The sequence below is a fragment of the Rhodospirillaceae bacterium genome, assembly GCA_018662005.1.
Classification (GTDB): domain Bacteria; phylum Pseudomonadota; class Alphaproteobacteria; order Rhodospirillales; family JABHCV01; genus JACNJU01.
Genome location: JABJHA010000022.1, coordinates 1 through 21,817, shown reverse-complemented (window position 1 = coordinate 21,817; position 21,817 = coordinate 1). Strand labels below are relative to the sequence as shown.

The 21,817-nt window shown below is 51.9% G+C and carries 19 protein-coding genes; 13 read left to right on the top strand and 6 right to left on the bottom strand.

Features of this window, described 5'->3' with window-relative positions; genetic code table 11:
• The first annotated feature begins 118 nt into the window (after positions 1–118).
• Positions 119–673 (top strand): hypoxanthine phosphoribosyltransferase, encoded by a 555-nt coding sequence (locus HOL66_10595; GenBank protein ID MBT5244686.1) that lies wholly within the window; start codon positions 119–121, stop codon positions 671–673.
• Between the two features lie 3 nt (positions 674–676).
• On the opposite strand, the gene HOL66_10590 is transcribed toward HOL66_10595, so the two are convergent.
• Positions 677–1,855, bottom strand: a complete 1,179-nt coding sequence (locus HOL66_10590) for a urate hydroxylase PuuD (protein ID MBT5244685.1) — start codon at positions 1,853–1,855, stop codon at positions 677–679.
• A 139-nt stretch (positions 1,856–1,994) separates the two neighbouring features.
• On the opposite strand from HOL66_10590, the gene HOL66_10585 reads away from it, so the two are divergent.
• The gene (locus HOL66_10585) at positions 1,995–2,918 is read left to right on the top strand and encodes a LysR family transcriptional regulator (GenBank protein ID MBT5244684.1); all 924 of its coding nucleotides are present in this window, start codon (positions 1,995–1,997) and stop codon (positions 2,916–2,918) included.
• Here HOL66_10585 and uraH read toward each other — a convergent pair.
• A complete protein-coding gene (gene uraH, locus HOL66_10580) occupies positions 2,903–3,277 on the bottom strand; it encodes a hydroxyisourate hydrolase (GenBank protein MBT5244683.1) in 375 nt (124 codons plus the stop codon). The genes HOL66_10585 and uraH overlap by 16 nt on opposite strands.
• 115 nt (positions 3,278–3,392) lie before the next feature.
• On the opposite strand from uraH, the gene puuE reads away from it, so the two are divergent.
• From puuE to HOL66_10565, 3 genes are read left to right on the top strand one after another with little or no spacing between them, the layout of a single operon-like run.
• Positions 3,393–4,808, top strand: a complete 1,416-nt coding sequence (gene puuE / locus HOL66_10575; GenBank protein MBT5244682.1) for an allantoinase PuuE — start codon at positions 3,393–3,395, stop codon at positions 4,806–4,808.
• Between the two features lie 55 nt (positions 4,809–4,863).
• Complete coding sequence (locus tag HOL66_10570) at positions 4,864–5,694, top strand: (S)-ureidoglycine aminohydrolase (protein MBT5244681.1); 831 nt, start codon at positions 4,864–4,866, stop codon at positions 5,692–5,694.
• A gap of 2 nt (positions 5,695–5,696) precedes the next feature.
• Positions 5,697–6,191, top strand: a complete 495-nt coding sequence (locus tag HOL66_10565; GenBank protein MBT5244680.1) for an ureidoglycolate lyase — start codon at positions 5,697–5,699, stop codon at positions 6,189–6,191.
• 5 nt (positions 6,192–6,196) lie between these two features.
• On the opposite strand, the gene HOL66_10560 is transcribed toward HOL66_10565, so the two are convergent.
• Both HOL66_10560 and HOL66_10555 read right to left on the bottom strand, forming a co-directional pair.
• The gene (locus HOL66_10560) at positions 6,197–7,054 is read right to left on the bottom strand and encodes an ATP-binding cassette domain-containing protein (protein MBT5244679.1); all 858 of its coding nucleotides are present in this window, start codon (positions 7,052–7,054) and stop codon (positions 6,197–6,199) included.
• A 73-nt stretch (positions 7,055–7,127) separates the two neighbouring features.
• Entirely contained in the window at positions 7,128–7,727 is a 600-nt protein-coding gene (locus HOL66_10555) for a nucleoside deaminase (GenBank protein MBT5244678.1), read from the bottom strand.
• A gap of 94 nt (positions 7,728–7,821) precedes the next feature.
• Here HOL66_10555 and xdhA point away from each other — a divergent pair, with 94 nt between their 5' ends.
• The 8 genes from xdhA to guaD all read left to right on the top strand — a co-directional run bounded on the left by xdhA (position 7,822) and on the right by guaD (position 18,732).
• Positions 7,822–9,288 (top strand): xanthine dehydrogenase small subunit, encoded by a 1,467-nt coding sequence (gene xdhA, locus HOL66_10550; GenBank protein ID MBT5244677.1) that lies wholly within the window; start codon positions 7,822–7,824, stop codon positions 9,286–9,288.
• Complete coding sequence (xdhB, locus tag HOL66_10545; protein ID MBT5244676.1) at positions 9,285–11,612, top strand: xanthine dehydrogenase molybdopterin binding subunit; 2,328 nt, start codon at positions 9,285–9,287, stop codon at positions 11,610–11,612. Before xdhA ends, xdhB begins: the two co-directional genes overlap by 4 nt.
• 4 nt (positions 11,613–11,616) lie before the next feature.
• Positions 11,617–12,675: a xanthine dehydrogenase accessory protein XdhC gene (xdhC, locus tag HOL66_10540; GenBank protein MBT5244675.1), complete on the top strand. Its 1,059-nt coding sequence runs from the start codon at positions 11,617–11,619 to the stop codon at positions 12,673–12,675.
• Positions 12,672–14,213, top strand: coding sequence for an ABC transporter ATP-binding protein (locus HOL66_10535; protein MBT5244674.1), 1,542 nt, complete (start codon positions 12,672–12,674; stop codon positions 14,211–14,213). Before xdhC ends, HOL66_10535 begins: the two co-directional genes overlap by 4 nt.
• Positions 14,200–15,285, top strand: a complete 1,086-nt coding sequence (locus HOL66_10530; protein ID MBT5244673.1) for an ABC transporter permease — start codon at positions 14,200–14,202, stop codon at positions 15,283–15,285. Before HOL66_10535 ends, HOL66_10530 begins: the two co-directional genes overlap by 14 nt.
• Before the next feature lie 2 nt (positions 15,286–15,287).
• Positions 15,288–16,208, top strand: a complete 921-nt coding sequence (locus tag HOL66_10525) for an ABC transporter permease (protein ID MBT5244672.1) — start codon at positions 15,288–15,290, stop codon at positions 16,206–16,208.
• Between the two features lie 29 nt (positions 16,209–16,237).
• Positions 16,238–17,317: a BMP family ABC transporter substrate-binding protein gene (locus tag HOL66_10520; protein ID MBT5244671.1), complete on the top strand. Its 1,080-nt coding sequence runs from the start codon at positions 16,238–16,240 to the stop codon at positions 17,315–17,317.
• 86 nt (positions 17,318–17,403) lie between these two features.
• The gene (gene guaD, locus HOL66_10515) at positions 17,404–18,732 is read left to right on the top strand and encodes a guanine deaminase (protein ID MBT5244670.1); all 1,329 of its coding nucleotides are present in this window, start codon (positions 17,404–17,406) and stop codon (positions 18,730–18,732) included.
• A 114-nt stretch (positions 18,733–18,846) separates the two neighbouring features.
• Here the strand turns inward: guaD and HOL66_10510 are convergent, their stop codons facing one another.
• A complete protein-coding gene (locus HOL66_10510) occupies positions 18,847–19,617 on the bottom strand; it encodes a transporter substrate-binding domain-containing protein (protein MBT5244669.1) in 771 nt (256 codons plus the stop codon).
• A gap of 1,352 nt (positions 19,618–20,969) precedes the next feature.
• On the bottom strand, positions 20,970–21,326 hold the full coding sequence (locus tag HOL66_10505; GenBank protein ID MBT5244668.1) for a hypothetical protein: 357 nt from the start codon (positions 21,324–21,326) through the stop codon (positions 20,970–20,972).
• Positions 21,327–21,817: the final 491 nt, after the last annotated feature.

Sequence of the window (21,817 nt, the reverse complement as noted above, 5' to 3'; positions counted from 1 at the left end):
TTAAAAGAAGTTGAGAACTATTATCATATACGCTGACGATTTAATATTGAAAGCTGATATCTTGTTTATCCGCTATCAACGATGTTAGCGTTGGCTATACATGTTCAGGGGATGACAGATGGGCGAGAAAATATTTATTACGGCTCAGCAATTGCTGGATGATTCTTTCTTGCTCGGCCACAGGATTATCGAGTCAGGATTTCATCCAAACTATATCATTGGTATTTGGCGCGGCGGCACCCCGGTCGGCATAGCCGTACAGGAGTTGCTCAAATACAAGGGCTTTCCATCGGATCATATTTCCATCCGTACTTCCTCCTACGACGGGATCGAAGATCAGCGCGATGAGGTTCGCGTCCATGGCCTTCACTATATTATCGAGAACGTCAACGCCGAGGACTCACTGCTGATCGTTGATGATGTCTTTGATTCCGGTCGTAGTATCCAGGCAGTGATGGACAGGATTGCTGTAGATTCAAGACGTAACGCCCCGCAAACGATCCGTACCGCTACAGTCTATTACAAACCGGGCAAGCGGGTCGTCGACTGCGTTCCCGATTACTTCATTCACGAAACAGAAGAGTGGCTCGTTTTCCCGCACGAACTGCAGGGCCTGACTGAAGCGGAAGTGGCCGCCAGCAAACCGGTGGCCCTTAAAGACGGATCCAGCTGAAACTCAGGGCCTGGCTTCATACCACGCGACAATCTGGGCGCGTTCTTCGGCTTCAAGCTCGATGACGCTTCCCGGGGGCATGGCCGTGGAGCGGCCTGCCTGTAGATAGATCAACTGCGCCTGACGCTCGATATCTTCTGGTGTTTCCAGAACGATACCATTTGGTGGTCCCGCCATGCCGTCCCATCCGGGTTCAGCCGCGTGGCACATGGCGCAGCGCTCCATAACCAGTTCATAGACGGCTTCACTGTCACTGTTGCTTTGCTCAATTTCATCGGCCGGTGAAAACGACGAAAGCCAGATAATCACGACAAAACAGACAGCCGCCACAATCAGGCTCCACCACGGGCGATCCTTATGGGCGTGCATTGTGTTAAAGAAATGCCTGATCAAGGCCCCCGCAGCCAAAACAAAAGCAACGATGACCCAGTTCCACTGACTTGCGAAAGCAAGCGGGTTGTGGCTCGACAGCATCATGAACAACACCGGCAAGGTCAGATAATTGTTATGGGTTGAACGCTGCTTGGCCTGTTTTCCCAGATTTGGGTCCGGGGTCTTGCCAGCCAGTAAATCGGCGACGACTTTTTTCTGATTGGGAATAATGATGAAAAACACGTTGCCGGTCATGATTGACGCAATCAGGGCGCCAATGTGGACGAAGGCGCCACGCCCTGAAAAGGCTTGTGTAAATGCCCATCCGGCGGCGACGACAAAGACAAACAGCACGGCCAGCAACAGCATGTCTTTTTGGCCAAGGGCTGACCGGCACAACAGATCGTAAACCAGCCAGCCACCGGCGAGCCCGGCCAGGCCGATGACGCTGGCCTGAAGGACTGAAATATCCAAAACAGATGAATCGATTAAAAACAGCTCCGCCCCGACGTAATAGACCATGAAAAGCAGGAAAAAACCTGAAAGCCAGGTCATGTAGGATTCCCATTTGAACCAGGTCAGGTCTGCGGGCATGGAGTCAGGGGCGGTCATGTATTTTTGAATAAAGTAAAAGCCGCCGCCATGAACTTGCCAGGCTTCACCGCCGACGCCTTCGACCATTCCATCTCGTTTGCGAAGGCCCAAATCCATGGCAATGAAATAGAATGACGAGCCAATCCAGGCAATTCCGGTGATGACGTGGACAAAGCGAACGGCGTAGCTCAACCAGTCCCAGATGATCACGTCCATTCACTTAAACTCCCAAGTTTTTCAGATTTGTATATTTCAGCATATTAGCCGGGAAAAGATTTTCAATGAACTACTGCTCTTTTCGTATTACCTTCAAAAAAATCCGAAAGATCAATTTTGTTTATTCGGGCTATTACAGATGTCTTTGCTGAAAAAAATCAATGTATTTGTTCGTGTTATTGAACTGGGCAGTTTATCGGCTGCGGGTAGGGATTTGCGCATTTCCGCGGCCGTCGCGAGCCACCGCATCAAGGAGCTGGAAAAGCATCTAGGGGTCAGGCTTTTTAACCGCACGACCCGAAGGTTGCAGCCAACAGAGCACGGAACCTTGTATTACGAAGGCTGTCAGGGTGTTCTGCGCGCCCTTGAAGAGGCCGAGGCAAGCGTCGTCGAAGCAGGCGCCAGGCCAAGAGGGTCGCTCAGGGTTACAGCGCCGCTTGGGCTAGGCAGGCGTATTTTGTCCAAATCGATTCCCAGATTTCACGATGCTTTTCCTGAAATTACGATCTGGCTCAGGCTTTCTGATCATCGACTTGACCTGATGAAGGAAGGCGTCGATGTCGCCATCCGGCTTTCAGGGATGCGGGATTCAAGCCTGACCATGCGTAAAATTCTCAACTGCCAGCGTCTTGTCTGCGCATCGCCTGAATATCTGGAAAAAAAGGGCAAACCATCCAAGCCTGAAGATTTGCTCGATCATGAATGCCTGCTGTTAAGATTTTCCGGTGAATATCAATCCAAGTGGGTTCTTGGTAAATCCAAATTGCCGGTCAGTGGATCATTCGATGCCGACGATGGTGACCTGTTGACTGCCTGGGCGCTTGACGGCATGGGCATTGTTTTGAAGCCACTGTTTGAAGTGGCAGAGCACCTGCGTTCCGGCGCTCTTGTTCCATTGTTGCTGGATACTCCGCCCGAACCTGTGGACCTGGCCGTCCTGTACCCCCATCGCCGGTTACTGGCCTCGAAGGTAAAGGTGTTCTCGGAATTCATGATTGAGGAATGCAAGACCGGAATTCTCGACGCCCTTGGCGGCCTCACTCTTGATCAACTGCCCCGGTAAGTCGAAAAGGCGTAAGGGGAAATCAACAGCGGCACGTGATAATGTGAGGTTGGATCGGAAATTCCGAAGCGCAAGGGCACCACATCCAGGAATGCCGGTTCGCCAAGATCAACATTGTTGGCCCGAAAATAGTCGCCAGCGTGAAATTCAAGCTGGTAGCCGCCGGCACGAAAAGCCTCGCCTTCAAGCAACGGGGCGTCGCAGCGTCCATCGGTGTTTGTCACTGTATCGGCAAGAAGGGGAGCATTTAACTGTTCAGTGCTGCGCAAGGTAATTCGTACACCCTGGGCCGGTTGACCGGACATGGTGTCCAGGACATGTGTCGTCAGGAAACCATCGGCGGACTTGGCATCGTTCATGGTGCACGCTCCAAAATGATAAAAACACTTTCAAAAAAACAAAGGCTATGGAGAAGCCGGATTTTATGTCTACTTCTTGTTAGCGTTTCTAAGGTAAGGCATTCAAGGCAAATAAATGAGCGATAATTATCCCCGTGACATGATCGGCTATGGTTCCACGCCGCCGGTTGCCGCATGGCCCGGTGACGCCCGTATCGCCGTGCAGTTTGTCATTAACTACGAAGAAGGCGGGGAAAATAATATCCTGCACGGTGACCAGGGTTCAGAGGCTTTCCTGTCGGAAATCGTCGGCGCATCATCGTGGCCGGGACAACGCCATATGAATATGGAAAGCATTTACGAATACGGCAGTCGTGCCGGATTCTGGCGCCTGGCAAGGATGTTTAATGAGCGTTCCATTCCGGTAACCGTGTTTGCGGTTGCCAGCGCCCTTGAAAAGAACGCTGATGTCGTCACCGCCATGCAAACGTCCGGTTGGGAAATTGCCAGCCATGGCCTGAAATGGATCGACTACAAGGATTTTGATAAAGAAGATGAGCGCAGTCACATGGTTGACGCCCTGCGCATCCATGAAAACCTTACCGGCGCTCAACCATTTGGTTGGTATACGGGCCGCAGTTCAGAAAACACGCTTGATTTGGTGATGGAGCAGGGTGGCCTGTTGTATTCGGCGGATTCCTATGCCGACGATTTGCCTTACTGGGTAGATGGTCCAAAGGGTCCGCATCTGATCGTTCCCTATACCCTGGACGCCAATGATATGCGCTTCGCCACACCGCAGGGTTTTAATTCAGGCGATCAGTTCTTTAACTATCTGAAGGATACCTTCGACGTACTTTACGATGAAGGTGAAGCCGGGCAGCCCAAAATGATGTCCATTGGCCTGCATTGCCGTCTTGCCGGAAGGCCCGGACGGGCAGCCGCACTGGCCCGCTTCCTTGACTATGTAGAGAGCCATGAAAAAGTCTGGCTGGCCCGCCGCTGCGACATTGCCCGTCATTGGCTCGTAAATCACGCCCCAAAGAACCTGACGCCTGAGAGCATGTCAGAAGTTCAGTTCGTGCAATGTTTTGCCGATATATTTGAGCATTCGCCGTGGATCTCCCAGCGCGCCTACGCCACCGGATTGAGCGCAAGCGCCAACACAGCGGGCGGCATTATGGATGCTTTCAGCGCCGTTCTGGACAGCGCCAGTGAAGATGAAAAACTGGCCCTGATTAACGCCCACCCCGATCTGGCCGGCAAGTTGGCAATGGCCAAAGCCTTAACTCCGGATTCTACCAATGAACAGGCATCGGCAGGTCTTGACCATTTAAGTGATAAGGAAGTTGCCCGGTTTACCGAGCTTAACGACGCCTACAAGGCGCGATTCAATTTCCCTTTCATCATGGCGATCAAGGGGGCGCACAAGGATGACATTCTCGCGGCCTTTGAAAGCCGCCTGCAAAACGATCAGAAAGCCGAATATAAAATGGCGATTGAACAAATCAAAAAAATAGCCAGCCTTCGTCTTGCAGATCGTTTGCCATAAACGTTTTGATTCTGAATTTCACGAGCCGCCACTTTCTTCCGAAGGAGCAGTTATCATGACAAACCCCAGTTATCACGCCCCGGTTGGTGGACTGCCGCCACAAACGCAACTGTTGTCGGGCCGTGCGGCCTTCACGACCGCCTACGTGGTGATCCCCGGAGACGTGATGACCGATATCGTAACGAGTAAGTTGCCTTTCTGGTCCGATTCCCGTTTCTGGGTGATATCGCGACCGCTGTCAGGTTTTGCCGAAACGTTCTCTCAATACATATGTGAGGTTATGCCCGGTGGCGGCAGTGAACGACCAGAAGCCGAAGCACAGGCGCAGGCTGTTCTCTTTGTTATCAAAGGGACATTGTCCCTCACACTTGATGGGAATACTCACAACCTCGAACCTGGCGGGTATGCCTATATTGCCCCGGGTAGCGATTGGTCCGTTTTGAACAATTCATCATCGCCGGTGGTATTCCATTGGGTCCGTAAAATTTATGAACACGTTGATGGCATCGATGCCCCTCAATCATTTGTAACCAATGAAAAGGATATTGCGCCAACCGCCATGCCGGACACTGATGGGAAATGGGCGACGACCCGTTTTGTCGATACAGACGATCTCCGTCATGACATGAACGTCAATATTGTCACTCTTGAGCCGGGAGCTGTTATTCCTTTCACAGAGACCCATGTCATGGAACATGGACTTTATGTGCTGGAGGGAAAAGCCGTTTATCGATTGAACCAGGATTGGCTTGAGGTGGAAGCTGGGGACTATATGTGGCTTCGGGCCTTTTGCCCGCAGGCTTGTTATGCCGGGGGGCCGGGCAAGTTCAGGTATTTGCTCTATAAGAACGTTAATCGCCACATGCCTCTAGGGATAAACAAGTGACTATGGAACTTGAACTCAGGGAACTGACGCGTCAATCCTTTGCTCCGTACGGGGATGTCATCCAGACGGACGGTGCTGACAATTATCTGATCAATGATGATCTGTGTAGGCGTTTTCATGACCTCGCCAAAATCGATGTTGCGGGTCAAGGCGGACGCCCTTTGATCAATATTTTTCGCACCCGCATGTGGCCGATGCCTTTGCAGGTCAAGCGGCTGGAATATCATGCTTTGTCGAGCCAGCTTTTCATGCCGCTGGGCGACACGCGGTTTCTGATTATTGTCGCCTTGCCCGGTGATCCGCTGGATCCTGCGACCATGCGGGCTTTTGTCAGTGACGGGGCGCAAGGCGTCAATTTTCACCGCCGTGTCTGGCACCACCCGCTTGTAGCTCTTGCCGATAATACTGACTTTCTGGTTATTGACCGGGGCGGGGAGGGCGAGGACTGCGTTGAGCATCACTTTGCCGAAGCCGATTGGAAAACCGTCAACGCTTGATACCTTTAATCCGCCAGCGGTTTCCTGCCCCCATGAAGGATTGGCATGATATCGAAGTAAGGGCGGATGTAGGGAGATTTGGATTTCTCGAATTCTTCCAATGGACCATCGAAGAAGATTTCACCCTCGTGCATCATCACCGTTCGCGGGCGCATACGGTTGAGAAGATCCTTGTCATGGGTGATGATCAACGTCGTTCGGTTGTGTCCATTATCCATGAACTGTTCATGGGTTGTGACGATCAGGTCGTGGACCTGGGCCGCGCTGGTCGGGTCCAGTCCGGTGGTCGGTTCGTCATAGAAGATGACTTGCGGGTTCATCGCCAGCGCCCTCGCCAGCGCCAATCGCTTGGCCATGCCACCGGACAGGTCATGGACGTCGAGGTTGAGGAAATCTTTATCCGATGACAGGGATACGGCGTCCAGCACCTTGCGGGCGATTGGCTCAATCTCCTCGATTTCCATGTTTCTGGTCTCGCTCAGCCAGAGCGCGATGTTGTCGTAGACGCTGCCCGAAAACAGGGCATTGTTCTGGAACACCACCCCCCAGTGCATATGGATGTTAGCCATCTGGTTTTCGTCCAGATCGGCCAAGTCAACCAGGGGTTCCCCATCCTGATCGTGATCGCTGACCTGGACGCGCCCTTGGTCGGGCTCCAGAAGTCCCAGGATATGATTAAGCAGGACTGTCTTGCCGCATCCCGAGCCACCGACAATAGCGACGATTGAGTTGCGGCGAATGTCGAGGTCGATGCCTCTCAAGACATGCTTGCCGTCGAACGATTTGTGCAGGCCATCGATAAGGATTTCGATAGCAGGATCACCGTTCTTGATCTCTTTGACACCGGTTTTCTTTGCGCTCATTAGGTCATTCCTGGCTCAAACCGAGGTGTGAAAACACTTCAATCATGACCACCTTCCCGTACTTTGCGAACATTTAACTTAAAGGTATCGCGCTTTCGTCCTTCTGCACCTGATAAGTCGCCGACAGGTCATCATAGATGCTTTTGATACGATCCACCTGGTCACGCAACCGCGCCCCTTCATCACCGCTGCACTGTCCGACCATGTGGATCAGTTCATGGCACTGCCAAAAACTGTTTTGGCGCGCATAGTCACCGTTTTCGACCTTGAAGACTTCTTTCAGGATTTTCAGGTCATGGGGAATATTGAAGGTGTCGCGGGTGTCTTCATATCCAAAGAAATAATAGAAATTATCGAAACCGGACCAGGTGATCGCCGACAGGCATAACGAGCAGGGCTCGTGAGTGGCCAGGAACAGGCAATCTTTTGTATCAGGGCGATCTTGGTCGGGAATTTCATAAAAAGCCTGCAAAGTTGAAATTTCACCATGCAAAAGCGGGTTGCTGGTTTCTGCGTTGGTTCCTGCAATAACCAGCGAAAGGTCACTTTTAAGCAAAATAGCTGCCCCGAAAACCTTGTTGCCAACGCTGACTCCGGTACGGGTTTTGGTGGCAATGTCGTGCTCCATTACATCGAGCATTCGGGTCGTTATTTTGCGTTGTTGCACATCCATTTTCGATTCCAAATTGAAACTGACTCAAAAAAATCAGTGGTAATGACCATCTTTAATGATGTGTATAGTTAAGCACGTCGGGGGAAACGCGCAAATGCCAAAACTGCAAATCATTTCACAGATTACCTTCGTCCTGAACGGGGATGCGTGCACGGTTTCTGATATCGATCCCACGACGACCCTTCTGCAATATTTGCGAAATAACAAGCTGCTCACCGGATCAAAAGAAGGTTGCGGGGAAGGGGATTGCGGCGCCTGTACGGTTGTTGTCGGCGCTCTGGAAAGTGATGGCATGCACTATAGCGCCATCAATGCCTGCATTCAGTTTGTCGCCATGCTGCACGGAAAGGCGGTATGGACGGTCGAAGGTGTGAAGGGTACGGGGACGGACCTGCATCCTGTTCAGGAAGCCTTCGTCAAAACCCACGCCACCCAGTGCGGATTTTGCACGCCGGGCTTCGTGATGTCGCTGTTCGCTGCATACCTGAATGGCGAGGCCCCGGACGGTGAGGCCGCGAATGATCTGTTCGCCGGAAACTTATGCCGTTGTACGGGCTATGGCTCAATCGTCAATGCCGCTGAAAAAATGAAAGATCAAAAGCCGACCAGCGATGATATCGCCAGAACCAACCGTGATCTTGAATTGCTCAAATCCCTGCAAGATGGCAAAACCGTCGCTTTGGAAACGCCTGACAAGATCTTTTACAGCCCGGCGACTGTTGATGATCTGGCCAGTTTGTACGAACAAAACCCGGATGCCACCGTGGTTGCGGGTGCAACGGATGTCGGCTTGTGGGTGACAAAACTTCATCGCACGCTTCCAGTTGTTATCCATCTTGGGCGGGTCGAAGATTTGCGACAGATCAGCGAAGATGACGGGAACATCGTTATCGGTGCCGGTGTCACTCATAGCGAAGCCTTGCCGGTCCTGGCTCAACATATTCCTGATTTTGGTGAGTTACTGCGCCGTCTTGGTGCGATCCAGGTGCGAAACACGGGCACACTCGTTGGCAATATCGCCAATGGCTCGCCGATTGGTGACACGCCGCCGGCGTTGATGGTTTTGGGTGCGCGTCTGAACTTACGCAAAGGTGATGCGCGCCGCCAGATAGACCTGGATGACTTCTTCATCTCCTATGGCAAGCAGGACCGGCAACCGGGCGAGTTCGTTGAAAGTGTCGAGGTGCAAATACCCCAAGACCCGCAATCGGCCCGTTTCTACAAAATATCAAAACGCTTCGATCAGGATATCTCCGCTCTTTGCGGCTGTTTCAATTCGCGTATTGAAGACAATGTCGTGAAATCCATCAGCATCGCTTTTGGCGGTATGGCGGCGACACCTTTACACGCCCGTGCTGTGGAGAAGGCGCTCGAAGGTCAGCCCTGGACAGAGGAAACGATCAATCACGCCGTGGCCGGGTTCGAGACGGACTTCACACCCCTTACAGATATGCGGGCATCGGCAAATTATCGTATGCGGGTCGCAGGGAACCTTCTTCGCCGTTACTTCATCGAAACTGAACAACCGCAGGTGCAAACGCGGATGGTCGGCTCCGTATGACCAAGCAGAATGAAATCATTGGCGGTGTTCATCGCTCGTTGCGTCACGATAGCGGCCACAAGCATGTTACTGGCGAGGCGCTCTATATTGCCGATATAGCCGAACCACCGGGCACCTTGCAAGTTTACATCGCAACCTCGACCCACGCCCACGCCGTTGTCACCGCAATGGATTTAAGCGCCGTTCGCAGTGCCCCCGGCGTTGCCTGTGTGCTCAGCGCTGAAGACATTCCGGGACACAATGATGTCAGCCCCGTTGCCGGTGATGATCCGATGTTCGCCGATGGTCTGGTTGAATATTACGGCCAGTCCCTGTTCGCTGTTGCCGCCTCTTCCTGGAGTGAGGCACGCGCCGCCGCCGATCTGGCAATCATCGACTATCAGGACAAGCCCGCTATCCTGACCATCGATCAGGCAATGCAAGCCAAAAACCTGCTTATGGACCCTTACGTTATGCAATGCGGTGATGCGGCCAAGGCTTTGGCTGGGGCAAAAAACCGCCTTGAAGGGCGTATCAATCTGGGCGGGCAGGAGCATTTTTATCTTGAATGTCAGGCCGCTTTCGCCGTGCCGGGTGAAGATCAGGACGTTACCGTCCACGCGTCCTCACAGCACCCAAGCGAAATCCAGCACAAAATCGCCCATGTTCTTGGCATTCCCCAGAACGCCGTTACGGTAGAGGTTCGCCGTATGGGCGGGGCATTCGGCGGTAAGGAAAGCCAGGGTAATCTTCTTGCCGCGACGGCAGCCCTGGTCGCCAGCAAAACCGGTCAGGCAGCCAAGGTGATTTATGATCGTGACGACGACATGACAATCACCGGCAAGCGCCATGATTTCCGAATTGATTACCGGGTTGGTTTTGATGAGCATGGGGTTATTTCAGGTATTGAGTTTGATCATGCCGTCCGTTGCGGCATGTCATGGGACCTGTCGCAGCCAATCTGTGACCGGGCGATGTTCCATGCCGATAATTGCTATTTTTTAAAGAACGCCACCATCACCTCATACCGTTGCAAGACAAATACTCAATCAAATACGGCGTTTCGCGGGTTTGGCGGGCCTCAGGGCATGGCCGCTATTGAGCGTGTCATTGAAGACATCGCCAGCTCACTTGGCATGGACGCCTTGAATGTCCGCAAAAACAATTTTTATGATCATGTCAGTGAGAGCACGGGCAAGCGCCAACTGACCCCCTACGGTATGAAAGTGGAAGACTGTGTCATTCAGGATATCGTTGAAGAACTTGAAGCCAGTTCAGATTACACCGCTCGTCGCGATGAAATTGAAAAATGGAACCGGGATAGTCCCGTCTTAAAGCGCGGTATTGCCCTGACGCCGGTGAAGTTTGGCATCTCGTTTACCAAAACCTTCCTCAATCAGGCCGGTGCGCTGGTCCATATCTATACGGACGGGTCGATCCATCTTAACCACGGCGGCACGGAAATGGGGCAGGGGCTGTTCACCAAGATTGCCCAGGTCGTCGCCGAAGAATTCCAGGTCGATGTGGAGCGGGTTAAGATCACCGCCACCAACACATCGAAGGTTCCAAATACATCGGCCACAGCTGCCTCCTCCGGTGCTGATATCAATGGGATGGCGGCACAAAACGCCGCCAGAAAAATCAAAGATCGTTTGACCGGGTTCCTTGCCGAACGCTATCAAACGGCACCTGAAAACGTTCAGTTTCTTCCCGGGCGTGTTCGCATTGGTGAGGAGGAAATGGCCTTTGATGATGTCGTCATGCAGGCTTACTTCGCGCGTGTCCAACTTTCGGCGACCGGGTTTTATACAACGCCGAAAATCAGTTGGGATGCGGATAAGGCGCAGGGCCGCCCCTTCTACTATTTCGCCTACGGGGCCAGTGTGTCGGAAGTCATCGTCGATACATTAACCGGCGAGAACCGTATCTTGCGTGCCGACATTCTGCACGACGCCGGTAAATCATTAAATCCGGTGCTCGACATTGGCCAGGTCGAAGGCGGGTTTGTCCAGGGGGCAGGTTGGCTGACCATGGAAGAACTGGTCTGGGACGAAAGCGGCAAACTGACAACCCACGCCCCGTCAACCTATAAAATCCCCGCTTGCTCCGACCGCCCCGTCGATTTTCGGGTCAACCTGTTCGAGCGCGGCGAAAACGTTGAAGACACCATCTACAAGTCAAAGGCTGTCGGCGAGCCGCCGCTGATGCATGGTATTTCCGTCCTTATGGCATTGAACGACGCCGTGGGTTCCACTGGAAATGAAGGCAAGTTGGCAGATCTTGACGCTCCGGCGACGCCTGAACGCTTGCTTCTGGCCATAGACCGTTTGCGCGGGGAGGCTTAAGGGAATGGTTCTTGACGATATTCTTGAAACCACCGCACGTTGGGACGAGGTCGTCCGGGTGACGGTCACCCACGGTCTCGGTTCGACCCCTCGTGAGGCCGGCGCCGACATGATCGTTTCCGCTGATGATTTCACGGGCAGTATTGGTGGTGGCAAGCTGGAATATCTGGTTTTGGAAAAAGCCCGCACGTGGATGCAAAACGGGGCAGGGGACGAAGGGCTGTGGCCCCGGCAAACGGAAAATTTTGTCCTTGGAACCGAACTACGGCAATGCTGTGGCGGCGTCGTTTGGTTGCTGCTTGAATATTTTGATGCGAGCCATAGCCAAGCCTTGCAACAACAACGGCTGCACATGCAGGCGGACACCCTGCTGATCCACGACATCAATGCCTCAACACCTCTTCTCGATACAACACAACATCTTGATATCATTAGAAAAACACCCCTGTTGGCTGATGCCATTAAAGCCGTGCCGACACAGGCGACGATGTTGAAGGACGAGCATGGTCGGGCGGTCTGGTTTGTTGAGCCGGCAGCACGGCCAGCGGCAGAACTGGTGATTTATGGCGCAGGTCATGTAGGTCGCGCTGTGATCAGGGTTCTTGAAGGAACGCCGTTTAATATTTCCTGGGTTGATATCAATACGGATCGCTTCCCCACGGTTGTCAGGGGTGACGTGAAAAAAATCATTTCACCCAATCCCGCAGACCACGTAAACGCCGTTCCGGCCGGAGCCTTTCATGTTGTGATGACCCATTCTCACGAAATTGATCTGGATATTTGCCGAACCGTACTGGAAAGGGAAGATGCCCGTTTCCTTGGCCTGATAGGTTCTGAAACCAAAAAAACAAAATTTTTAAACCGTTTGCGCAAAGATGGTGTTCCCGACTCCGCCCTAAACGTGTTTCACTGCCCTGTCGGTCTGGGCGACTGGTCGAGCAAGCTGCCGTCGGTGATTGCTATTTCGGTTGCAGCGCAATTGGTTGATGTCTATGAGGCGGGGCTGGCTGAATTGAATCCCCGAAATCTCAAGCAGATACGCGCAGTGGGGGGGAACGAATGAGTTCAGAAATTCTGCTGGAACTGGAAGGTATTACCAAGGCCTTTCCCGGCGTCATCGCCAACGATGATGTGTCGTTTAAAATTGGCCACGGGGAAATTCATGCACTCCTGGGAGAGAATGGCGCTGGCAAGTCAACGCTGGTGAAAATGATCTATGGCGTTTTGAAATCTGACTCTGGCGTCATGCATATGCACGGGGAACATTACAACCCGTCAAAACCGGCCGAAGCCCGCGCCCACGGTGTCGGTATGGTGTTCCAGCATTTCTCGCTGTTTGAAGCTCTCAGTGTCGCTGACAATATCGCCCTTGGCATATCGCCGGAATTGGCGAAGGGCGATCTACCGGAACGGATTATTGAAATTTCCAAATATTACGGCCTTGAGCTTGACCCCAAACGGACCATTGGCGATCTTTCCGTGGGAATTCGCCAGCGCGTCGAAATCGTCCGCTGTCTGCTGCAAAACCCGAAACTGATTATTATGGATGAGCCGACATCGGTGTTGACGCCCGGTGAAGTGCAAACCCTGTTCAAGGTGTTGCGCAGACTGACCGATGAAGGTTGTTCGATCCTTTATATATCGCACAAACTGGAAGAAATTCGCGACCTGTGTCACCACGCCACCATTTTGCGCGGCGGCAAAGTCATCGGCACGTGCACGCCCAGCGAAGAATCCGCAAAAAGCCTTGCTGAAATGATGATCGGTGAAACCCTGACCCCGCCCAAGCGCCTGGATAAGGACTATGGCCCGGTCCGCTTGAAAGTCAGCAATCTGACCACCGAGTCCGTAGGCGTTGGCGATCACAGCATCACCCTTAAAGATATCAGCTTTAGCGTTCGTTCGGGTGAAATCGTCGGGGTCGCAGGGGTTGCCGGTAATGGCCAACGTCGCCTGATGTCAGCCCTGATCGGTGATAAAAAATGCAACAGAGCGGAGGCCGTCATTATCGACGAGACGCCGTGCGGATTGCTTGACCCCGACGAGCGGCGAGCCATTGGCCTTTGTTGCGTGCCCGAAGAACGGTTGGGCCACGCTGCCGTTCCCGATATGACGCTGGTTGAAAACACCATCCTCAGTGCGCGGGTCCGCATGAACCTGTGTGAAAGAGGGTTCCTTAACATTCCGGCGGCACGGAAGATGGCTGAAGATGTGGTCGAGACCTTCAAGGTGAAGACCGCCGGCACCGAGCATGTAGCGCGGAGTTTGTCCGGCGGTAATTTACAAAAATTCATCATGGGCCGTGAAATCATGCAAACCCCGGATGTCTTCATTGCCTCCCAGCCGACCTGGGGCGTTGATGCCGGGGCGGCTTCGGAAATTCACGAAGCGATCATTCAGCTGGCCAAAAACGGTACCGCCGTGCTGATGATTTCCCAGGACCTGGATGAACTGTTTGCCATCGCAGACAGCATTGCCGTGATCGCCGATGGCCGCCTGTCGAAACCGACTGTTGTGGAAGACCTGACAACGGAACAGATCGGCCGGGAAATGGGTGGCCAGTCTGAAGTCGCAAGCGAGGGTGCAGATGCTGACCTTTAGAATTGAAAAGCGCAACGAACCCTCGCAAACCATGGTTTATGCGACGCCGTTTCTGGCTGTTGTTTTGACCATTATTGCCGGGTTTTTCCTGTTTTCCTTCATGGGTAAAAACCCGGTACAGGCCATAACCCTGATTTTCATCGAACCACTAACGACCATTTACAGCATTTCAGAGCTTCTTGTTAAAGCGACGCCGCTTATTTTGATTGCCATTGGCCTGTCCATGGGGTTCAAGGCCGGTGTCTGGAATATTGGCGCCGAAGGTCAGTTTACCATGGGGGCCGTCGCCGGTAGCGCCGTCGCCCTGTATTTTTATGAAGTGGACGGGTTTTACGTAATGCCTTTGATGGCCTTGGCCGGAATGCTGGGGGGGATGGCGTGGGCCGCTATCCCGGCGTTCCTTAAAACCCGCTTCAACACCAATGAAATCCTCGTCAGCCTGATGCTGGTTTATGTCGCGACGCTGGTTTTGAATGTGCTGGTGCATGGTCCCATGCGTGATCCCGATGGCTTCAATTTTCCCGAGAGCCGCCTTTTCAGTGACTCGGCGGTGCTGCCGCTGATTATGGAGCAAGGTCGCGCCCACGCCGGGTTTCTTGTCGCTCTGGTTATTGTGGCTGCTGCATGGGTGCTTCAGGCGCGTCATATTCTGGGTTTTCAAATCAGGGTCGCAGGGGAAGCCGAAGAAGCCGCTGGTTATGCCGGCTTTACCAAAAAACGGCTGGTCTGGGTGACCTTCATGATTTCGGGCGGCCTTGCTGGTCTTGCCGGTTTGTTTGAAGCTGCCGGTCCTGTTGGCCAACTGGTTCCGGCGCTTCCCGTCGGCTACGGGTTCACCGCCATCATTGTCGCCTTTCTTGGACGCCTGAACCCGGTTGGCATCCTGCTTGGCGGCTTGCTTCTGGCGTTGACCTATATCGGCGGTGAGTCGGCGCAAATTTCCATGAGCCTGCCCAAAGCGACAACCAGCGTCTTTCAGGGCATGTTGTTGTTCTTCCTGCTGGCGGTTGATATCCTGATTAACTACCGGGTCAAGTTGCTGAATGAACCGGTTTCAGCGGGGGTGAAATAGCTATGGATTTATTCATCAATATCTTCGTTGGCGTGATCGTCGCCGCTACACCCCTGATCTTTGCCGCCATTGGCGAAGTCGTGGTCGAAAAATCCGGCGTTCTTAATCTTGGTGTCGAAGGCATGATGGTTATTGGCGCGCTGTCAGGTTTCGCCGTCACCCTGCAAACCGGGAGCTTCACCCTGGGGATACTGGCAGCCATGATCGGCGGCGCCTTGATGGCATTGCTGTTTGCCTTTATGACCCAGTCCCTGATGGCCAATCAGGTGGCCACCGGTTTGGCCCTGACCTTGTTTGGTCTAGGCTTGAGCGCCTTGCTGGGGCAGGGGTTCTCCGGCCAGTCGGTACCAAACCTGCCGGGTCTAGATATTCCGCTACTGTCCGATATTCCGGTTATCGGGGCGATGTTCTTTCAGTTTGATATTCTGGTCTACGGCTCGATGGTTCTGGTTGCGGTGACGACATGGTTCTTTGCAAAAACCCGCACCGGCCTGATTATCAAGGCCATTGGCGATAACCATGACGCGGCCCATTCAATAGGCTACAACGTTGTCGCTTTTCGTTACATGACACTGATGTTTGGCGGCGCTTGCGCAGGCGTCGGTGGCGCCTATCTGTCGCTCGCTCAAACCCCGCTTTGGGTTGAAAACATGACGGCCGGTCGGGGCTGGATTGCCCTGGCGTTGGTCGTTTTTGGCACGTGGCATCCGGCTCGCGCCATGATGGGAGCCTATTTGTTTGGCGGCATCACCATTTTGCAACTTCATTCACAGGGAATGGGTATTGCCATTGATCCGCAAATCCTGTCCATGTTGCCCTACCTTGCGACGATCGCCGTTCTCGTCGCTATCTCGCGAAACCAGGGCAAGGGAAAGATGAACGCCCCGGCACAACTTGGGGTGCCGTTCTATGCAGCCAGTTAATTTCAATAAAAAAACAGAGGAGGTACGTTATGACGTTTAAGAAAATTCTAACCCTGGCAGGACTTGCCGTATGCGCCAGCGTGGTGCTGGGCATGTCCGTTCAGGCCGCGGAAAAGACGAAAGCCGCATTTGTTTATGTGGGCCCCATTGGCGATCATGGCTGGTCGTACCAGCATCATGAGGGCCTGAAAGCCGTTGAGAAGGCATTCGGCGACAAGATCGAGACAACATATGTTGAAAGTGTCTCCGAAGGTCCAGACGCTGAACGTGTGATCCGTCAACTGGCTCAGAATGGCAATCAAATCATTTTCACCACGTCGTTCGGTTACATGAACCCGACCCTTAAAGTGGCCAAGGCTTTCCCAAAGGTGAAGTTTGAACATTCCACCGGCTTCAAACGTTCGGCTAATGTCGCCACCTACAACGCCCGTTTCTATGAAGGCCGCTATGTGGCCGGTCTCGTCGCCGGTAAAATGACCAAATCCAACACCATTGGCTACATCGCCTCGTTCCCGATCCCCGAGGTGGTAATGGGTATCAACGCCACCTATCTGGGTGCAAAGTCTGTCAATCCGAATGTAAAAATGAAGGTTGTCTGGGTCAGCACCTGGTTTGATCCCGGCAAGGAAGCCGATGCCGCCAAAGCCCTGCGCGATCAGGGCGCCGACATTCTTTTCCAGCATACGGATTCCCCGGCAGCCATGAAAATAGCTGAGCAAGAAGGCGTCTTCGCCGTTGGTCAGGCTTCCGACATGCACACCTTTGGTCCGAAAGCCCAGCTCACAGCCATTGTCAATAATTGGGCGCCGTATTATGTCAAGCGTATCAAGGAAGTGATGGACGGCACCTGGAAATCCGGTGACGTCTGGGGCGGTTTCGGATCGGGTATGCTTCTGCTGGCTGACTGGAATAAGGCAGTTCCCGCCGATGTTGTCGCCCAGGCAAACAAGGTCAGGGATGAAATCATTGCCGGTAGCTTTCATCCATTCACCGGCCCGCTTAACAAACAGGATGGCACAGCCTTCCTGAAAGCCGGGGAAGTTATTGATGATGGTGCGCTTTCGGGTATGAACTTCTATGTCGAAGGCGTCACCGGAAAGTTACCCTAGATAAAACACGAAAAGCCTTAAATGACCCCCAATGGACACGCCTCGACCGTCATCCATTGGGGGCATTATTTTGAAAACCTGTACCTATGAATTCAGCATCAGCAAGCCATAAGAAGAAGGCCATCAGGGGGCAGACGCTGACCTTTGTCGGCGACCCCTTCCAGGTTCAACCGAATGAAAGCATCTCGTATGAAGCAGATGGCGCGGTGGTGATAGAGGGCGGCGTTATTGTTGATGTCGGTGCGGCTGGCGACATCCTCAAACGTCATCCACAGGCGAGCGTTGACCACTATCCCGATTGCCTGATCATGGCGGGCTTCATCGACGCCCACGTGCATTACCCGCAAACCGAAATTATTGCCGCTTATGGCGAGCAGTTGCTTGAATGGTTGAACAATTACACCTTCCCGGTGGAATCCCGCTTTGACGACAAGGCCTATGCCGACGCGGCGGCGACATTTTTCCTTGAAGAATGCTTGCGTAACGGCATCACCACATCTTCGGTTTACTGTACGGTGCATCCGCAATCGGTGACCTCCCTGTTTGAAAAGGCGACAAAGCTGGGTATGCGGGTCGTTGCCGGCAAGGTGATGATGGATCGCAACGCCCCTGATCATCTGCTTGACACGCCCCAGCTCGCCTATGATCAATCAGAAGACCTGATCAGGCAGTGGCATGGCACCGGGCGTTGCAGCTACGCCATTACACCGCGATTTGCCCCGACCTCAAGCCCGCAACAGCTGGAAGCAGCGGGTGCCTTGTGGGCGAAGTATCCGGATACCCTGATGCAGACACACATCAGCGAAAATCATGATGAAATTGCCTGGGTAAAAGAGTTGTTCCCGGGAGCCCGCGACTATCTGGATGTTTATGAAACGTTTGGCCTGGTCAAAAGCGGCGCAAACTTCGGCCACGCCCTGCATTTAACCGAGCGCGAAATTGACAGTTTCAGGCAATCGGGGGCCGGCATTTCTCACTGTCCCACATCTAATACTTTTATTGGTTCGGGTTTGTTCAAGATGGCCGATTTACGTGATAACCCGCAACCGATTGCGGTCGGGCTGGCCACGGATATCGGCGGTGGTACGTCTTTTTCAATGTTCGATACCATGAAGTCGGCCTATGAAATCGCCCAACTGCAAGGCTACAGCCTGCACCCGGCAAAAGCCTTTTACCTGGCCACCATGGGCAGTGCAAAATTGTTGCAACTGGACGGTGTGATAGGAAATCTGGCAGCGGGCTACGAGGCGGATATCCAGATCATAGACCTGAAATCCCGCCCCCTTATCAGCGAACGCATGAGCCACGCCCGCGATATTTGGGACGTACTGTTCGCACAGATGATCATGGCCGACGACCGCGCGGTTCGCTGCGTCTATTCAGGCGGCGCCTTAATTTACGAGCGCGATAAATAAGAAAAATGGCGAATGGGGTTGTCCGCTATTCGGCAGTAAGCGGACATCATTTTGCGTACCGTTTACCTTTGCTTTTGACCCAAACCGGACATATTCAAAATCAGAGTCTTTGAATTACTTCGGTAGAATTTTATACTTCTGCTTGAGTTCTTTCAATCTGCCCTTGTTCACTAAATTTCGGACAACTTGAGAAAAACGCCTAGACTCTTCGGAATGAATGAAGGATTTTCCACCCACCAGCCAAACGGACTCGCTGTTTATAACATCTCCAGAAACTATCTTCACTATGCTGCCGTTGGCTGAAAAGGATTCCATTTTTTCCGGACGTACCGTAAACCACGCGTCGGCACGTCCGTGAGCTAACATTCGGATTAATGATTCTGTTTTGCCGACCGCCAATAGATTCGAAAATCCTTTGCTACGTAAAAATATTTCCATGCTAGAGCCTTCCCAAACCAATATCCGTTTTAGCTTTTTGGCCTGAGATAAGGAATTAATTGGTGTGTCACGGGACAAGAATACAATCTCATCGGTGTCTAATGGCACTAACCATTTATAACGAGCTTCACGCTCCGGTAACCGCGTTAGCGGGAACGTTAAGAGGTGTTCTGACTGTTCCACTTCACGAAAAGCTCTACCCCACGGAACAAATCGAAATGTGATGCTTGTATTGGAAATGGCGGCAGCTTCATAAAAAAGATCAGGATACACACCAACACCTCTGGTGCCTTCAATTTTCACCAAACCGCCGGGGATCTCAGCAGCGAGAAGCGTTATCTTGTCAACCTTTCGCTCGACTTGCGCTGCAGATGGGATACTGCCTCCGACAAAAATCATAAAGGCAGCACAAAGAATTATTAAGGTGTGTGTATTCTTGAGTTTCATTTTGCTTTTTTTGCACCTCGATCGGATCAACGTTTTCAAAAATAATAACACAACTACGCCTTTATGTAGATCGTGATCAATTGAGAATTGTCCGCTGTTGGCTACACACGGACTGTATAACCCCCATTAACAAACGTCATTTTTCAGGAGATAATCTTGACATAATTTTTTGTTATCTACATTAACGAAAATCACATACAGGGTGAAATAGGTAGGCCTTTGAAAGGCTAGTTATAATGCCTTGAACGACTTATCCCGCCGGCACGCTAATAACAGACTATTTCAACGTCTATCGCAAACGTCCGCTGCTAGGGTGTAAAGCGGACATTAAATTGGTTTATTATCAGCATTATGCTTTGAGCTTAACCGTGGAGGAAAACGATAGGAACCCGGTACCCGTAACAGACCCGTCCTGCCTTTCGAGCAGGGGAGGTGTCCCGAAAGGGACCCGTTAGTCGTTTGTGATACTTTAGGCGAACGCCAGCGGTGAGTTGCGAACAGTATGATCTGCGCACCACCACAACAATAACAACGAGTTTGTAATATATTTATGAATGGTAAAGTTCGTCTATGAATAGGAAAATGGCGGATGGGGTGGGATAAGCCTACGTCCATCAAAAAACGGCTGATTTCTGCGCTGTTTCTAGCTTCAACCTTAAGCCAAGTGTACCAGTTTGGTGTACCGCCTTCAATACTTATGGAAATTCTATAGTTGTTTTATTGGGGGGGGCATTTAAAAGTACAAAAAAGACCTCGTATTCATTTTCCGGTACCCTTCCCCTAAGACAGGTTCTTAACGCGCTTCTACGACGCGGGAAACCCCACTATTCAGGGGTTGGCGAACATCCTAATGCCGAGAGCAGGGTGTATCTAGGCTTACATGGGGGCGTTAACAATGGCGATGTGTCAAATCTCATTAATCCCCTTATCAAGGTAATGAAGTTTCCGCAAACCGTCATTAGCATTATTTCCACATCCTGCACAAACTTGAACAAAAATTATCTTGCACACGATTTGCAACGGAATGCGTATATCGAACTTCAATGATGCGGGCGGGCGTCAAAAACAACCTCACTAAGAGGCGGGAGGTCTAACCGACTGCTCTAGCTACTTCAGCTATACGTGCCGTAGTAGCCGGGGTAATTCCAAATTTATTTTTTCCCGAAGCCCTCATACGCGCCCGCGCGTGGGGGTACCCCCACGCAGATAGTACAGATATCCAATATTATGGGTATCAAATAAATTTAACTCCCTCGCATGCGCGTTATATGCATCCGACGGCTTTGATGATCAGCTTTCTGAGTATCGATATTTCCATGACAGCGGACCCTCAGAAATCTGAGCATCTATATTCAGGACATGCGAACATCACGCCTTGACCCTCTTCTTCGCTGGCGATGCTCTGTCGCTGTAACATTCTCTACATTTTGAAGAACTAAGCGGTAGCTGTTGGGACCTCCACCGTCGCGGGTGGTCTCTAATAAACCGATTCTTCTTAATTCTTTAATTGCCGTTGAAACCGTAGACATTCCCATGTTGTTAAGCTTTGCGGCTAATTCCTCAACAGAAATAACGTCAGTCCATTCCGATCTGCCCTCGGCAATTGTCAGTCGAAATATCAAAAGAGCGAGCTTGATTTCTGATGGCTTAAAACCATCCTCAAGTATCGTATCTATCAATTCCTTTGTGACATTCTGTATGGTTGGCATAGGTAAAATATACCTAATTTTGGGGTTTCGAGTTCACGATTTTTACATTGCAAACACGTGCAACGTTCAGGATTTGGTCACATATTGAAAATTCGTCTCCTCGCGGGTGTTCGTGTTATTATATAACTAACGAAATCCTGTTGTGGTTTTACCTATGTAAAGCCTTAAAGCAAACAACACCCTATGCCATGAATGTCAGATTGATCTAGAAAGTGCAGCAAAGGACAAGCTTGATAGTGTGTAATTGATTATCTCACCCAAGAGGAGGTCACGTTATGGCGATTGATCCAAACAAAGTTAAATTCGCAGAATCCGCTGCTACTTCTTTTAAAGCCCTGTATGAGGATTTGAGTAAATTAAACGCTAACACGGATGAGACCGCCGGAGCAATAATCCACCACTGAAGCGGCCAGATTGCCTGGTTGTTGGCCGGAGTAATAATCCGCCAGTGGTAAGCTTTCTGCTTTTGCGGAGGGCGGGGATGAAGCAAG